Origin of the sequence: Candidatus Zymogenus saltonus (assembly GCA_016929395.1) — a bacterium.
In the GTDB taxonomy this organism is placed as follows: Bacteria; Desulfobacterota; Zymogenia; order Zymogenales; family Zymogenaceae; genus Zymogenus; species Zymogenus saltonus.
Window position 1 is genome coordinate 1 of record JAFGIX010000025.1, and the last position, 17,444, is coordinate 17,444.

Consider the following 17,444-nt stretch of genomic DNA (forward strand, 5'->3'; position numbering starts at 1 on the left):
TAACAGGCCAAGAAAGTGTCTTGATTTTAAGACGCCTATAGAAGTATTCTTTAATCAACCTGTTGCACTAAAGAGTTGAACCCGCAAGATTTTATTATCCATCTACATAAATGAAAGATGACCTCATAATTTCCAAATATCGGCGTTACAGCCCATTTCCGATCAATCCAATCTTAGAGCGGGATTGATGGAGCGTCTAAAAGTAGTATTTTATCTCGAAGAAGAGTTGGTTATTGTTGGAAAAATACCCGAAGATGGTGTAGTCGTCCCCCTCTAATATATTCATTCCGATGGTAAATTCAAGGTTGTCGGTGTATTTATATGACGCCTTCGGCGTAATGAAGACATCCCCGTCGTTGAGGTTGTAGAGGACCCTCATCTCCAGATTCAGCTTTTCGTTGAAAAACTTCTTGTAGGTAAAGAGGGTCATGGCGCTCAAGACCTCGTCTTCCAATATCTCGTGGTCGTAATTGAAGATTATCTTTTGAACAAGCTGGAGATTTACGTAGAAATTCCCCTTGAACTGCCTGTCTATCCCGAATGCGTAAAGAAGGTAGTCCCTCTTTATCGCCTCGAAGTTTTCGGTGTACGTGTATCTGTTGAAGAAGAGGGCCGCCTCGCCGCGGAGGCCGTACTTCCCTATGTTTGACGCGAAGTCGAATCCCGCCATGTGGTAGCGGTTATATTTCAGCTCCATGATGCCCGGAATCTCCCCGGGTGAGAGGCCGGCGATGTACCCCTGAACCGTGCCGTTTTCTATGGCATCTATGAGATCGTCGGATATGTGAAGCGTAGGGAATTTGTCGAAGGCGTAGATGTAGGAGAGGGAGAAGTCGAATCCCTTGTAGGTAGAGGATATTCTCAGTCCACCCTGGGTGTTCTCGGGGCTGTCCGTGGGTTGTATGGGGGAGTACAGGCTTAGCGTCAGCTTATTCAGTATCTTTTGGGTTTCATCGTCCAGGAGCGAGGCGTAGGGGAAATATCCCCCTACGATATTAGTAAAGAGGCCGTGACGTAAAATGGCCCAATCGGAGCCGATCAGGTCGAACCTGTTTTCCTGAAAAAAGGGAACTACGATCAGCTCGAAGGTCGTGTTGTTCATGTAGTAGTCGAGCTTGACGGCGAACGTGGGGATTATCTCATCTCCTATATCTCCGGTGATGACGTTGTTGAGATACATGGCGTTCAGGTTGTCCGTCGGGTTTATCGAATCGGTCTTCCCCCAGCCGAATATCTGGTTTCCTATTCTTATGTCGAATTTGTCAAAGAAGATGTCGAGGTAGGCCTCGTCCAGCTCCACCTCGTGATCGTAGCGGGTGCTCCCTCCGGTGTAGTAGTCGAGCTTTCCGTAGGCCGAGATGAAAAAAGAGAGTTTGTCCCCGATCGGGTATTTCAGCTTGACGTAAGCCTTGGGGTGTGCCTCGAAGAGGTCTTCAAAATCGTTGTCCTTTTGAAGGTCCGCCGCAAACCTCGTCCTTATGTACCCTCCGAACTCCGGCTCCGCCCCGAAGACGTCGAATAGCCCTTTAGACGCGAGCAATCGGGACGGATTAATAAACTTCGTGTAATGTTCTTCCGGGGACTCGTTTACAAGGGACGCGAGCTTCATCTGGGCGTCCTTTACCCTCAAGTCGGCCACCTTTTGAATTGCGTTAGTGGCAATCTTAAGGCGCTCGTCCTCCAGAGACGTGAGAAGTCCCATCAGCCGCTCCCTCTCGTCCGTGTCCTCCGATTCCACTATCCTCCTTTTGACCCTTTCTATCTTGCCCGAGATCTCAGATAATCTTCGGTCGTGCTCCTTCTTTATCAGGTTTATCTCTTTTTTTGTCTCATCAAAGTGGACGGGGGGATTGAATGGATCGGGACCCTCCCTTAATATTCCGTCCTGGGCGAAGATCGGAGACGATAGGAGAATTACAAAAAAAACGAGGAGGGCCGACCAAACGATCGGCTCGACCCTCCCCTTGTCTGTCTTTAATGCCAACATCTAACCCTGAATCTAACCCTGCTTGAGGTATCTCTCGGTGAAGTAGTCGTCCTTAATGTCGAGGTTGTACTGGATGTCCTCGATGTTAAGAATGGTCTTGTAATCGGTCTGTACATTGTGCATCTCGCTGTCCTTTGTAGTCCAGATGTTCTGAATCTTTTCGATCTTCTTTACCTTGAGGACCTTGAGCAGCGCGCCTTCCTCGTCGTAGAACTCTATCTTAACGGGGACCCATATGTCCGCCCTTACCCAAGAGATGAATTTGCTGTATTGTGATTCCTCCCCATCCTTCGGGACGCTCTCCACTTTGTAGCACTTGTTTCCGTCTATTGTCTCCTCACCCAGAAGCTTGTGGACATCCTTTTCCACCTTCCTGTTCTCCATATCCTCGTAGGTGAACTCGGTCCCCATGAAGCGCTCGCTCTTGCTTGAGGACGTGATCCTTCTTACCTTTCCCGTCGCCGGCATGTAGAGGAACTGGTCGTCGTCTACGTCCTTGTTCTCCCAGATTAAAAAGCCGGTTCCCTTGACGTCGGCCGGGGCGAGAAATCTGATCAGGCTCTTGCTGAGGTCGCCGTAATCCTTCCTGACCGCCTGAACCTCCCTGACCCTCTCCTGGCCCTTGTCGTTTATTATCACCATCTTCGTCTTTGAAGCGGAGGATTTTCCGGTGTCCCTGTCGTGGACGTTTTGCATAATCTCCTTTCCTGTGAGTGCCAAAGCCATACCAGAAAGGGATATGAGGAAGAAGATTGTCGTGAACGCAAATATGGGTATCTTCCCATATGTTTTAGTTTTTCCGCCGTTTTTCATGCTATTCTCCTTGATAGTTCTTTACAATGATTCCTTGAAAGGCCCTTGAGGGGCCGATGAGCTTGAGGAGTCTACTATATAAGAAAAGACCGTTTCACTATGTTTATTTGGCCCAATTTATCTGGATATTTGCCCCCTCAAGTATGTTATCACACATCGTAAAAAAGTCAAAAAGAAATCACCATTTTTGGGAACCGAAATATATGCAATGGTAGTTTAAGCGGCTTGCGGGCCGATGGTTTTTGGGGGCCTTGTGATTTCGATAAAAATATCTTTTGACAAGGAGTGGACTTTTATAGTCTAATTATGTAAAGTATTGTATATGGTGATAATGTTATTAGGGTCTGTTCGGGGAATAAACTCACGGAGGTAATAAAAACTATGGAGGGTAAAAGAATCAGCAGCTGGAGCGAGTTTTCATCCTTGACTCCCAAGGAGAAGACGCCGTACCTCGCCACTCCCGAGGGCTACATGAAATGTTTCATATTCACTCAACAGCTGAACAGAGAGATATTGGAGGATATTTTCAGTCTCGGGGAGGTTATAAGGGGGTCGGTGGAAAATGTCGGATTTATGAGGTATCTGAAGACAATTCTCTCCACAAAGTCCTGTGTGCTCTATTTCACACAATGTTCCACAAGGACCTACACCTCATTTTCGCTCGCCTCCCAGGCCCTGGGGATGATGGTGGAGGAGATAAGGGACGCAGAGCTCTCGGCCATGTACAAGGGGGAGTCGGAGATCGACACCCTCATCACCCTTTCGGAACTTTCGGATCTGATAGTCATGCGCCAGATGGACTACAGCCTGATAGAGCAGATCGCCTTTGAGATCTATCGCCGCGATCTGCCCACACGGATAATAAACGGCGGCAGCGGGCCGGATCAGCACCCCACCCAGGCGCTGTTGGAGCTCTACACGCTCTACTCATATCTTGATATATTCGATCCTAATAAAAAACTTAAGATAGCATTTCTGGGCGATCTTAAGAGGTCGAGAACCGCAAGGTCGCTCTCCTATCTCTTGGCCCTCTATCCTCAGATAAAGCATATCTTCATCGCGCCGGACGAGCTTCAGATGGAAGAGGACATCCTCAACTACCTCGATGAAAACTCCATTCAGTACGAGCTCACAAGCTCCCTCGACGAGTATCTCCCTGATGTGGACGCGATATATTCGATGCGGATACAGGACGAGTACAGCGCCACCTCGGAGAAGGTGAGGAGGGAATACCAGAAGTACCACCTCTCGATGAAGAAGGTTAAGGAGATGAAGGAGGACTCCTGTATTATCCACCCGCTGCCGAGGCGGGACGAGCTCCCCATAGAGATAGACACCGATCACAGGGCCAAGTACTGGGAGGCGGTATACCGCGGCAAGATCATAAGGATTGCGTTGATCCTCTACATGTTCGGGTTCGGCGATGTTAAGGCGCTTCAAGAAAAGGCGAATGAGCTTAAGGGGTAACCAGTGGCTCTGGTTTGTTCTGTGTTGTCTAAGTTGACGTAAGGTTTCTCTGTTCCGATATGGTGGTTTTTCCTGGAGATTTTATTAGCGCAGATAGTGTTCAGCGATTCTTTTCACAATAAACCTTCGTGTAACAGCTTTGCAGGGATTTCTCAAAATATCTTTTTTACAGGAGGGGGAAAATGAAGGGTGAAAGGGGATTAAATCTCTTAAAAAGGATAGACCGCCGGGAATTTATCAAGGGGGCGGCGGCGACCGGGACAGCTGCGGCATCCGGCTTCATGAGTCCCTCCTTGATCTTCGGGGCGAAGAGGCCAAATATCCTGATGATCACGGTTGACGAGGAGCGCCGGAGGGTCGGCTTTCCAAAGGACGCGAGGTTTAAGAACCACGACAGGATAGCCGAGAGGGGGGTCACGTTCAACAACTACCACGTGACGTCTCCCCTCTGCGGCCCGTCCCGGTCTTCCATGTACACGGGGCTTCACGTTCCGGACACAGAGATACACGAAAATCTAATAAGCCCCGTCGCCTCGGACCTGTCCCTGGATATCCCCCCCCTCGGCCGCATGTTGAGGGATGCTGGATACTACACGGGCCACAAGGGTAAGTGGCACTTGAGCAGGCCCCGGAGGGGAAGGGGATACGACCTCGAGCCCTACGGCTTTGCCAACAACATCGAGGAACCGTACCTCTACAGGATTCAGTACCAGTCCGGTTACGAGAAAGACTCAATCCCCGCCCGGGACACCGCGAGGTGGCTTAAGGAGACGGCGCCGGAGATCGCAAGGACGAGGCCGTGGTTCATGTCTGTCGATTTCATCAACCCCCACGACATAATGCACTTCGACACGGACGGCTACGAAGGGAGGGTACAGGAGGAGGCGGAAGGGGACGAGCAGAAGACGGCGCCCGCCCCGAACGATCCCATTTACAGGAAGGTATGGAACGCGAGTCCGCCTAAAAGCTTTTTTAACGACGACCTCTCGACGAAACCGAACGCCCAGAGGGAGTACCTGAAGATGCTGAATTACGTCTACGGCGAGATACCGAGAAAGAGGGACGACCTATGGCGGGCCTACATCGACTACTACATCAACTGCACTCTCGATGTGGACAGGCGCATAGGGGAGGTGCTCGACGCCCTCGAGGAGTCGGGACAGGCGGACAACACGATCGTGATCTTCACATCGGATCACGGCGAGATGGCGGGCGCCCACGGGCTGCGCCAGAAGCTTCCGGCAATATACAGGGAGAACACGAACGTCCCATTGGTTATCTGTCACCCGGATGTATCCGGGGGTTTTTCGACGGACGCGCTTGCCTCCGGGGTTGACCTCGTCCCCACAATCATGGCGATAGCCGGGATATCGGAGGAGAAGCTGAAAGGTCGCTATGGAGACCTTCCCGGCTACGACCTCACGGGACAGATGGAAAGCCCCACGGGCGCGGGAAGGAGGGCCGAGAGGTCGGGAGGACTGATCGTCCTCTGGAGCGCCCTTCACGGCGTCGACGGCGACTTCCCCGAGAAGGTGCAAAAGCTCAAGGAGGCCAGAAGGTCGGGATCGAGGATGCCCGGCGACTTAAGCCGGGACTGGTCGAAGCGGGGGATCATGAGGGGCATGTTTGACGGCCGCTACAAGTTCGCCCGCTACTTCTCGCCGCTGGAATTCCACACGCCGACCGATTTCAAGACCCTCGTGAGAAAGAACGACCTGGAGATCTACGACACGGCAAGCGACCCGGACGAGATCGTAAACCTCGCCCACAGCCCCGAGGACAACAGGGAGCTTGTCATCGAGATGAACGGTAAGCTCAACGGACTGATAAAGAAGGAGATCAAGGACGACAAGATCGGCCCTTTCCCGACGCCGATGAGAAATCAAAATAGGGGTCCGAAGCGATAATCTTTTTTGAAGGCTTCTTTTTAAGGCGCGGCTACGAACTGTCAGGGGGGAAAGGGGAATATATGGGAAAGCAAGTTTTTTGCGCTAAAGACGGAAGCCGCTTTGGGGCGATGTGAACCGTATCTTATAATTGGGGAGACAAAAAGGGGGAGAGCGGGCGATCTTAACGTGTTTTAAAACGGGCGGTATAAAGGAGGTTAATTATGGCAATGATGGACGCAAGAGGCTACGAGGAGTCCTTGAGGAAGCTGAAGCTGGTGGTCTACATGTTCGGAAAGAGAATAGAGAACGTAGTGGACGACCCGATTATACGCCCCTCGATGGAGGCGGTTGCCGCCACCTACGAGCTTGCCCAAGCCCCGGAGCGCGGTGAAGTAATGACCGCGACATCCCACCTCACGGGCGAGAGGATAAACCGCTTCTGCCACATCCACCAGAGCGTCGACGACCTCGTGAACAAGAGCAAGATGGGAAGGCTTCTGGGCGCCCACACCGGCTGCTGCTTCCAGCGCTGCGTGGGGATGGACGCCCTGAACGCCCTCTCCATGACGACGTACGATATAGACCGGGAGCTGGGAACCGAGTATAACAAGAGGTTTTTGAAGTACCTCGGGTACGTTCAGGAAAACGACCTCACATGCGACGGGGCGATGACCGACCCTAAGGGCGAGAGGGGTCTTCCCCCCCACAGGCAGGCCGATCCGGATATGTTTCTCAAGGTTGTTGAGGAGAAAGCGGACGGGATAGTGGTCAGGGGGGCCAAGGCACACCAGACGGGCGCCGTAAACTCCCACGAGGTGATAGTCCTTCCGACGATGTCGATGAGGGAGGACGACGAGGACTACGCCGTCTCGTTCGCCCTTCCCAGCGACGCGGAGGGGATAACGTACATAATCGGCCGCCAGTCGTGCGACACCAGGAAGCTGGAGAATGGGTTAATAGATCGGGGGAATATCAAATACGGCGGGCACGAGGCGCTCGTTGTCTTCGACGACGTCTTCGTCCCCTGGGAGAGGGTCTTCATGAGTGGCGAGTTCGAGTTTACCGGAAGCCTGGTGGAGAGGTTCGCCTCGTACCACCGCCAGAGCTATGCCTGCAAGGTGGGCGTGGGGGACGTCCTTATAGGCGCCGCCCAGACGATAGCGGAGTACAACGGAACTGACAAGGCCTCCCACATAAAGGATAAGATTGTGGAGATGAACCACCTGAACGAAACCCTCTACTGCGGGGCGATAGCCTGCGCCGCGGAGGGACACAGGGAGCCATCGGGAACATATTTCGTGGACACTCTTCTCGCCAACGTCCACAAGCAGAACGTCACCCGGTTTCCCTACGAGATAGCGAGGCTCGCCCAGGACATCGCCGGGGGTCTTATGGTGACGCTTCCCTCCGAGGCGGACCTGAGGTCTAAAGAGGTGGGTAAGTGGATAGAGAAGTACTTCAGGGCGAAGGCGGACGTATCGACGGAAAACAGGATTAGGATATTGAGGCTCATAGAGAACATCACCCTGGGGGCTGCCGCGGTCGGTTATCTCACCGAGTCGATGCACGGGGCGGGCTCACCTCAGGCCCAGAGGGTCATGATAACGAGGGGGGTGAACCTGGAAGAGAAGAAGAAAAGGGCAAAGGAGCTATGCGGAGTAACCGGGGATAATTGAAAGACGATTTTAACTTCGTTTGGTGGAAATAGAAAAGTCCATTGCATTAAGGTTGTTTGTTTATACAGTTAGGCGTCAAAGCTACCTTCCAAATAGGAATCAAGGATTGCTTTGACATAGTGTCTGCATAGTATTGAAATGGTCAATTTGTAAGTAGAAGGTACTACTTTCTAATTACAATTAAAGGTAATCTTATATGTTCAAGAAAACTGTTTTTGGAAGGCTCCTATATCTCTTTCCCGTGATCTTTACCGTCCACAACATGGAGGAGGTTGTCTCCGACCTCCCGGGATGGTCTGAGAGAGCGGGCCTGTTTCATCCCATTGTGGGAACCTTTGAGTTTATATTTGCCGTTATTGTCATAACAATACTCGGTTATCTGTTTACATACCTTGCCGTAAAACGGGGGAAGGGGAGCATTCCCGCATATCTCCTTTTCAGCCTGATCCTTGTAGTCGACATAAACGTATTCTTCCCCCACCTGCTGGCAACGATAGCCACGAAGTCCCTGGCCCCAGGGACGGTGTCGGCCGTTTTGCTTAACCTGCCTATATGCACATATCTCCTGATAAGGGGTGTAAAAGAGGAGTATATCCAATTGAAGAGGCTCCTCATTATACTTATCCCATTTCTGATAGCCTCAATCGTTACGATTGCGGGCCTCTTTTTCATTGGTAAAACGATGGAAGGCCTCATTTAGGGAGCGGTCTGGCAGAAGGTTGGGAATGTAGAAAGGGATTATCTATAAAGACTGTGGCGGCATATCGTTGTCTGCACTGAAGCCGTAGGTATATAGCTGTTCTCCATATCTCGAAAAGCATCGAATACACCCCAAAACCTGCCTCAAGTTTTTTCTTGACATGATATCCGTATAGTGCTAAATTTCTCTATTGGAAAGTAGAAGGTATAACTTTCTAAATAGACAATGGAGAAAAATACCATGTCACCCGAAGAGAAGCAGAGGCCCAAGGGACTCAGGATAAGCCAGCTCGCAAAGCTCGCCGATGTGTCAATACCCACCATTAAACACTACCTGAAAGAGGGACTCCTGCCCAAGCCGGTAAAGACCGGAAGGACCATGTCCTATTACGACCAAGAGTGTGTGGATATAGTAAAGCTCATCAAGAGGCTCCAGACCGAGAAGTACCTCCCGTTAAGCGTCATCAAGGGGATTATAGACCAGGTAGGGGCAAACGAGGATGACACTATGCTGGGGGAGTCCTTGGCCGGGGTCTTGGGTCAATCGGCCGTAGGGAGCGCGGTTTCAAGAGGCGAAATAGAAAGAAAGACGAGATACCCCATATCGAAGATAGATTCATTGGAGGAAGGAGGGTTTATATACCCGAGGGTTTTGGGCGAAAAAAAGGAGTACGACTTCATAGACTGTCAGATAATATCCCTCGTTAAAGAGAGGGAAGAGGCGGGAATACCCTTTGACTATTCCGTAAAGATGCTGTCGATCTTCAAGAGGCATATTAACGGCATTGTGAGAGAGGAGGCGGGCCACTTTTTGAACAAACTGCTAAAGGAGAAAGATATCGAGGAGGTTCTTACAAATACCATAAGGGGGGACAGGGCCCTTATTCAGTTCATGCCGTTGATAAGGACAAAGCTCACCTTGGAAAACACCAAGAGGATGATAGACAGGGTAAACAGGGCGCCGGAGCTTATCAGGGAGGCCTTTGACTTCACCCTCACTTCGCAGAACAGGGGAGGTTTTTTTATCAGGAAAAAACAGCACGACGTAGAATCACCTCTATTAAAAGTCATTGAAGGAGCGCTCAGGAATGAGGGGATGGACTCGCCGAAGAGGGGCGACAACCTGCCGCTGATCTTCGAGAAAGACTCCGATAAGCTATTGAGGGGCTTTGCGGCGATTGTCGAGGGGGAGGGTGCTAAGGCCGAGGCGATATTCAACGAGGTGAATATTCCGAGTCGATTTTCATCTCTCAAATCCGCCTTTCTTGGGATTTGTGGATTGCTCAAGACCTCCGGTGCATCAGGCCCGCTTCAGATGATCGATGAGACGAGAGATGTTGTAAAACACCTGAGCGCCTCCATAGGGAAATCGGGAGACGAGAAGGTCGATCTGATCATATCCTACCTGAGGGGGGTGGGTCTTTCGCTGATACCTGAATTGTCCAATATCCATGAGCGGGCGGAGAAGGACCTCTGGTCTCTGATCTCGCCGGATGCGGAGCTGAAAAAGGAATTTGACGGCATGGAATCATCCCCCTTCGAGGAGCTCTCTCTGAAATCGCTCTATTTCCTAGCCCTGATGCAGACGGCCGACGGCAGGCTAGATGAGGCGTTGTCCACCCTCGAAAGGCTGAGGGAGAGCGGGGGCGAGGGAAATTACGGAGATGTGGCGGAGAGAGTGCTCAAGGAGGTAAGGGAGATGATCGAGAGGGGAGAGTAGTGTTTATAACAAGATCGAGTCTTTATGATGTAAGACAACGTTTTTTTAAGGAGGATATTTGATGCCTAAATCGACTGATATTGTGGCCGATACCCTGATAGAAGCGGGGATTGACCACGTCTTCGGAATGCCCGGGGGCGCCATGATATTTTTCTACAATTCCATCCTCGAGAGGAGCGACAAGATAAGGTCGGTTCTGGCCAGACAGGAGGGGGCGGCGTCATGTATGGCCGATATGTATGGCAGGCTTACCGGAAGGCCGGCGGCCGTGGTGGGGCAGGGGGCCTGGATCGGCTCTAACGCCGCCTTCGGCATAATGGAGGCGTACCTCGCCGGAAGCCCCATGCTGATCATCACCGACACCTCCGACTACGCAAACCTCTCCCTTCACGGCCCCTACCAGAACGCAACCGGAGACTACGGCGCCTTCGACCTGCCGTCCATCATGCGTTCCATGACGAAGTTCACCACGGTGGCCACAAACGCCAGCGAGTTTATCCACGGGGTCAGGCTTGCCGTGAAGCACTCGATAACGGGAAAGCCGGGGCCGACCGCCGTGATATGCAGGTGGAACGCCGTCGGCGAAGAGATCGAGCCGGGAAGTGTGACGCCGAAGCTCTTTCCCCTCAAAGGCCACCTCAACGTATCGCCCCCGTCCATATCCGATGAAGATGCGGATAAGGTCGCAGATATTCTCATCGGGGCGAAAAACCCCGTAATTATAGCAGGCAGGGGGATCCACGCCGCCAAGGCCTATGACCAGCTCCTTGAGCTGTCCGAGACGCTGGGAATTCCCGTAGCGACCAGCTATATGGGAAAGAGCGGAATACCGGAGACTCATGACCTCGCCCTTGGGACGATGGGGATCGTCGGCCAGAGGGCGGCAAACGGGAGGATAGCCGGCGCCGACGTGATTCTGGCCGTCGGAACGTGTCTCGCCCCCGAAAACACAAAGATGCTGGCGACCGATTTCATAAATCCCGAGAAACAGAAGATCGTTCAGATCGATATTGAGCCGCTGAACGTAGCCTGGACGTACCCGGTCAATGTGGGTATTACCTCGGATGCAAGGTTCGCCCTCTCCAAGATAGTCGAAAAGATAAGGGAAAATGGGGCAAAAATCGACGTTGCAAAGAGGATTGAAGAGGTCAAGAAGTTTAAGTCCGAGAACGGCTACTTCGCCCATGACCTCTTGACCTCGGAGGAGACGCCCATATCCCCCGCAAGGGTGGTTAATGATGTGGACAAACTGGTCAAGGAGGACGACATAGTCGTGCTCGACACCGGAAACAACAGGATTTTCTTCAAAAAGCTCCTCAAGTCAAAGAGGGCTGGGCAGGTCTTCGCCGGGGGGGGCGTTGCGGGAATGGGCTGGGGAATTCCGGCGGCCCTGGCGGCGCAGATGTTAAATCCCAAAAGGCGCGTAATCTGCGGCACAGGCGACGGCTGCATGATGATGATGCTTCACTGCCTCGAGACCGCCTCCCAGTACGAGCTTCCGGTAAATCTTGTGGTTCTGAACAACTCGCTTCTGGGAAACATCAACGACTTCATGGGACAGAACAAGGAGCTGATCACCGAATACCCGGAAGTCGACCTTTCCTCGACGGCGAAATCGATGGGGTGTGTGGGGATAAAGGTAAAAGAGCCTAAAGATCTCGAGCCGGCCCTGAAGGAGGCGTTCGAGAGCGACAGGCCCGCCCTCGTCGACGTGACCACGGCCAGGACGCCGCACTTCACGATGATGTGACATCTGCGGCTGAGTGGATAGACCGCCTTTATGACAAGAGCGCCGTTCTTAAGGGACGGCGCTTTTTTTTAGCTAAATCCAGACCGATAAGCCTGCGGCACCGCTAAGGAGCGGTTGAAAGTCGCTGATCCCCTGCAACGCAATTCCTGAAAATCTCGGGGCTTGTTCCTTTTTAGTGGTGTTTGTCATGTCAAATGCCCCGCTATCCTTATTCTATGCATATCTGCAGCTTTTTTCTTTTTTGTGACGCAAATCAAAGTTTCTTTTATCCATAAAATTTACGATTCATGTACGTTTTGGAGGGTTTTTAATGCTGTGGGTATTATAGAAATGTTCCGACTTGATCGGCTTATAAAATGCGGTAATGATAATCCTTTAAATTAATTTCATATCATATTGAGATTTTTATTGTACAAAAAGAGAAAATGTGCTAAATAGGCAAGTCGTAATGAAAACATCTCTGATTCGCTCGAAGTCGTTATTTGGTATGTGGTTAAGAAATCTTGAAGCTGGAAAGAGAGTTTATTCATTTTATAGGATTTTTATTAGTTTTTTTGATAAATGTGGGAAATTTTGCATTAAATATCTTGACATAATACTTCACTATGTTATATTTATGCATAAATTATACATAATAAATAATACTTTTGTAGAGTATCTTACAGAATTTTAGTTGGTGCCTATGAAATTCAGAATCCTTCAAAAGATACTTCTTTTCTCATTAGTGTTTTTTTTGATTCCCTCCTTGGCCCAATCGAAAAGAATTCAAGATGAAGATACGGAAACCGATTTGATGATTCTCGGCCTCGGGATCTTCAGGGAAGATTACGCCTCCGTAGGTGGAAACCGAAAGAGCTTCGAGGAGAGCGATCGCCAGCTTCCCGCCGAATTTTCAAACTCTACACAGCTCGACATAATGATAGACGGCATGTATCACGGATACGAACTGAACGGGTACGTGCGCTATCGGGATATCACGTACAACTACGAGCCGAACCTGAGCTTCTACCTCAAGGCAAAAAAGGACCTTAACTTCCTCTCTGTCGGAGACCACGTTGAAGGGGCATTTATGGACACCCTCTTCACACGCTTCGAGCCGGAGTTTCGCGGGGGGACGCTTCACCTGGAGGATGATTATTACGGCTTCGAGCTTCTGGGGGGGGTGGTCCGGGGAGAGCAGGCAGAAGAGGAGATAGCGGCGGACGGTTCATCTGGACCGTACACCCTGTCCAATTTCCCGGCGATCGAGGGGAGCGAAACGGTCATAATCAGGGTCAGGGATAAAAACAACCCGTCTCGGATCATAAAGGACGAGAAACAGGTAAGGGGAAAGAGCTATAAAATCGACTACGAGGACGGCGAGATAAAGTTCGCCTATCCCGTGGACGACACGGACTTTCGGGGAAACCCGGTCTATATACTTGTCCGCTACCAGTATGACGACAGCGAGGGCGGGTTCAACAGGTATATAGCGGGAAGCAGGCTGTGGGTGAAGCCGAACGAGTACACCCAGCTCGGATTTACCTATCTGACCAGCGCCCCCTTTAACGATGATACTTTTGCTGGAAGCTGGAACCGCCGGATTCAGGTCTACGGCACCGATCTGAACATAAAGGTGGAGGATACCTTCTGGCTTGGGGCGGAGTTTGCGGCAAGCAACTACCCCGACATAGAGGATTACAACAGCTACGCAGGTCGCCTCAACTTCATGTGGCATCCCACGGATGACCTGAAAATCTGGGGCGGCTATTTCAGGGTCGAGAAAGATTTCGTCACATTAGGAAACACGAGTCTCTCCCTGCAGACAATCGTGGATGAGGTTAGTTTTGCAAATCCATTCTCCTTCAAGTCCGGAAGCGACATTTACGACCTCAATCCCGATATCAGCGTCGGACTCGGCACGGACGAGGAGTCCTGGGGAATAGCCGCGGAATACGAGATCGCAAAGGATCACACCCTTTCGATGGGCTACAGGGAGATCAAGGACAACATCCCTCACGACGCCTCGATTCCGACGACGAGCACCAGAGATATATATATGTCGTACCGCTACACGCCGGTTGAGGGATTCAACTACTTTGCCGGAGCCGAATGGCTGAGGGCCACCGACGATTTCACGCCTAAGCTCACCGATAACGAGACGATGCGGATTATCGCGGGAATGAAGGGGGCCCTGGGAGAGACGAAGGTTACCGGTCCCGTCAAGATGGAGGCGGCATATGTTATGGACAACTACAGGGATTACGCCTACACCGAGGAGAGCGAAATCGCCCATTATGTTCTGGTCAGGTTGGATGCAAAGCCCACGCCCGATCTCACAATCTATCTGGAGCAGGACGAGGCCCTGGTGTCGGGAACCGAACGAAACGGCCTTACCGGAAGGGTGGATACAACCTATTTGGGAGTGCTTTACAGGAAGCCGAAGTTTGTGACAGATGTCACATACAAATTTTCCAATGAAGATGATTATGTTGCGGGAGGGAGTATATCGAGGGAGCATCTCGTTTCAACCAGCGTTACCTACAACCCAGTGGAGAACATCACGACAAGATTGAGATTTGAGGTTGGAATAGAGGATGATATGGAGGAGGATCCTAAAACAAGGTTTAACAATTACCTGGCCGAGGCCGAGTTTTCATGGGACATCACCCCCAACCTGATTTTTTCCATACTTTATGAACTCGAATATGAAGTTGAGACTACAGAACCAACCACTGATGAGACCCTTGAAGACGAGGGGATCATCAGGATCGATTATTCACCGGAGGGCGGGATTTGGGCGGTCTATCTCGAATACAGCCACGAGAGGAGCAGGGTCAGGACGTATCCCCTCTCCAACTTAGAATCGAACACCGACAACGTCCTTTTCGGAACAAAATATAATTTCGTAGAAGATTGGGAGTGGTTATCCGGATTTAAATTCTCGAGGAGCTACGGCGCCTCGGACAGCCATGATATCGACGGGTACACTGAGGTAGGCTATCAGATGTGCGAATATCTGAAATTCTCCCTCGGCTACGAATATCAAGAGTTCTACGATCATTACGACCCGGAAAGCGACTATCAGGCGCATATAGGATATTTGAAAATAACAGGTAAGTTCTAATATATATAATCTTATCTAAGCAATTTCACAATTTGAAGTATTTCCTTAATTCAAGGGTACTAAAAATGAGACCTCTAAGAAAGATCATCACATCCTTATTAACATTATTGCTGCTAATCTCCGCTTTCTTTTTAGCTGGCTCCGATTCCCTTCCCATCCTGGGAGATGTTACCACCGCAAGCGCAGTTGTCAATCAGGGACTTCGTATAGATGCGAGTCCTGATTCGATAACCATAAAACCGGGCGAAACGGCGGTATACGACATAGCGGTCTACTTCGAGGGATACACGGGCGAGGTAAAGCTCTGACTGGCGGGTAGACTTCCCGGGGGGGCCTCGGGAAAGATCGTCCCAAGCAGCGTATATTCCTACCAAAATCCGGATGAAAAACATTCGACCCTGACGATTACCACCAACAGCACCATTGCGGTGGGCAGGTACGATATAGGCATCAAGGGGGTGTGCGGTGGTAATGAAGTCACTACGTATGTGGAGCTTGTGGTTGAGCCCGATCTCGGTGACTTCGGGGTATCAGCCGCTCCGCCAACGCGTACCATCAACGCAGGGGAAGACACCTTTTACACCGTTATAACAAAATTTGAAGGGAGCTTCGGCGGGCCTGTATATCTATCCGTTTCGGGTCTGCCGGCCGGTGTTACGGGAACCTTCGACGACAACCCCGTCTCGGAGAATGGCGGCAGCGGAAACAAAGAGACGAAGCTTAGGATCTCGTCGAGCTCGAGCGTGCCCGAGGGCCACTACTATCTCACGATAACCGGCTCGAACGATGATCTGGGTGAGAGGAGCACAAAGGTCAAGCTGATAATAAACGGGGTGGCCGGATTCGTGCTTGATGCCGATCCGTCATCCGTATCAATCTTTCCCGGGGATACCGCCGCCTATGAAATAACGGGAGACTTTGAAGACAACTTCAACGACAAGGTGAAGCTTACGGTTTCGGGGGTTCCTGCGGGGGCCACAGACGAGATCACTCCCTCAACGATTGATCCAAAGAATAAAAAGGCAAAACTCGTCATAAAAACCAATTCCACGATTAAGGATAACAATTACACCATAACGGTTACCGGGAAGGGGGAAGGGACAGGCGTGGAGTCAAAGGTGACCGTAGACCTCGCGGTGGGTGTCCCGCCCGTTGTCGAGCCTGGAAGGCTCTCGGTTTCAAAATCTGCCCATCCATCCAAGTCGAAGATTGGAGGTTTGGTCTCCTATACCCTGAGAATAAGAAACAGCGGCGGCGGAGATATAGATAACGTCATCGTAAGGGACGATCTCCCAAACGGATTCGGGTATGTCAGGGGAAGCACGATCCTCTCCGGGAAAAAATACAAAGATCCATCTGGTACAAACAACATCACTTGGAATATCGGGAAATTGTCCGGCGGCTCTTCAGTAACGTTGAAATATATAGTGGTTATAAAGGGGAACGTCAAGAGGGGAGCAAATACGAACAGGGTAAAGGTCTCAGGCCGCGACGGCAGGGGGGTGAATCTGACTGCCACGGCCAGTGCGGATGTATCTATCTCTTGGGACTCCATTGAGGATTACGGAAAGATAAAGGGCAGGGTATTTTACGACAAGAACAAGAACGGGATCAAGAACGTGGATGAAGAGGGAATCCCGGGAATAACTATTTTGATGGAGAGGGGAACGAAGATAGTAACGGACAAGGACGGCCTGTTCCTCTTCGAGAAGGTGACGCCCGGAAACCACCTGGTGGCTTTGGATGAGAGGAAGATCCCGGGAAACTACTTCTTGATCTCCGATTCCAGCAAGATAGTCTCGGTCTTCTGGGGGGGTACGGCGAGGACAAGCTTCGCCCTAGGATACAATCCCCCGGCGCCTCCGGTAAAGCCGGTTGACAAAGAGGAGGAGAAGAAAAAGAAAGAGGCGGAGGAGCTTGCCAAGAAAAAGAAGGAGATGATCGAGAAGCTGAAAAAAGAGAGGGAGCTTCTCCTCAAATCGGGGGTGGTGAGCGGCCTGGTCTTTATAGACGATAATGATAATGAAAGATATGATAAGGGAGAGGAGAAGATAGAGGGAGTGATCGTAGTCTTGGACGACTCCAAAACCAGTAAATCGAACAAGTTTGGAAAATACAAGTTTGAAAAGGTAAAAGAGGGAAGACACACTATCTCGGTAAAGGAGACCAAGGAATTCAAGAAAGAATACAAGGCTCCGGAAGAGAAGATAAAGATATCGGTGAAGAGAGGGGTCAATAATCTGGCCAACATTCCCCTTGTATATAGCAAGGAAATCGGGGGCATAGTAATAAATATAGAGCTTACGACAGAACAAGAAAAATAATTCTATAATTCGG

At 50.8% G+C, this 17,444-nt stretch carries 11 protein-coding genes; 9 read left to right on the top strand and 2 right to left on the bottom strand.

The genetic code is table 11. The features are described from left to right. Positions 1-196 precede the first annotated feature (196 nt). Entirely contained in the window at positions 197-1,987 is a 1,791-nt protein-coding gene (locus JW984_04930; GenBank protein MBN1572525.1) for a hypothetical protein, read from the bottom strand. 12 nt (positions 1,988-1,999) lie between these two features. Further along, positions 2,000-2,800, bottom strand: coding sequence for an outer membrane lipoprotein-sorting protein (locus JW984_04935; GenBank protein ID MBN1572526.1), 801 nt, complete (start codon positions 2,798-2,800; stop codon positions 2,000-2,002). Between the two features lie 381 nt (positions 2,801-3,181). Between JW984_04935 and JW984_04940 the strand changes: the two genes are divergently transcribed. The 9 genes from JW984_04940 to JW984_04980 all read left to right on the top strand — a co-directional run bounded on the left by JW984_04940 (position 3,182) and on the right by JW984_04980 (position 17,431). Next, positions 3,182-4,267, top strand: coding sequence for an aspartate carbamoyltransferase (locus JW984_04940; protein MBN1572527.1), 1,086 nt, complete (start codon positions 3,182-3,184; stop codon positions 4,265-4,267). A gap of 182 nt (positions 4,268-4,449) precedes the next feature. Further along, a complete protein-coding gene (locus JW984_04945) occupies positions 4,450-6,174 on the top strand; it encodes a sulfatase-like hydrolase/transferase (protein ID MBN1572528.1) in 1,725 nt (574 codons plus the stop codon). A 203-nt stretch (positions 6,175-6,377) separates the two neighbouring features. After that, positions 6,378-7,832: a 4-hydroxyphenylacetate 3-hydroxylase family protein gene (locus tag JW984_04950; GenBank protein ID MBN1572529.1), complete on the top strand. Its 1,455-nt coding sequence runs from the start codon at positions 6,378-6,380 to the stop codon at positions 7,830-7,832. A 196-nt stretch (positions 7,833-8,028) separates the two neighbouring features. Then, entirely contained in the window at positions 8,029-8,532 is a 504-nt protein-coding gene (locus JW984_04955) for an HXXEE domain-containing protein (GenBank protein ID MBN1572530.1), read from the top strand. Positions 8,533-8,772: 240 nt separating this feature from the next. Further along, positions 8,773-10,251, top strand: coding sequence for a MerR family transcriptional regulator (locus JW984_04960; GenBank protein MBN1572531.1), 1,479 nt, complete (start codon positions 8,773-8,775; stop codon positions 10,249-10,251). Positions 10,252-10,312: 61 nt separating this feature from the next. Then, positions 10,313-12,001, top strand: coding sequence for a thiamine pyrophosphate-binding protein (locus JW984_04965; protein MBN1572532.1), 1,689 nt, complete (start codon positions 10,313-10,315; stop codon positions 11,999-12,001). Between the two features lie 790 nt (positions 12,002-12,791). Beyond that, positions 12,792-15,107 (top strand): hypothetical protein, encoded by a 2,316-nt coding sequence (locus JW984_04970; GenBank protein ID MBN1572533.1) that lies wholly within the window; start codon positions 12,792-12,794, stop codon positions 15,105-15,107. Between the two features lie 65 nt (positions 15,108-15,172). Beyond that, positions 15,173-15,415 (top strand): hypothetical protein, encoded by a 243-nt coding sequence (locus tag JW984_04975; protein ID MBN1572534.1) that lies wholly within the window; start codon positions 15,173-15,175, stop codon positions 15,413-15,415. Positions 15,416-15,535: 120 nt separating this feature from the next. Continuing rightward, on the top strand, positions 15,536-17,431 hold the full coding sequence (locus tag JW984_04980) for a DUF11 domain-containing protein (GenBank protein MBN1572535.1): 1,896 nt from the start codon (positions 15,536-15,538) through the stop codon (positions 17,429-17,431). Positions 17,432-17,444 lie beyond the last annotated feature (13 nt).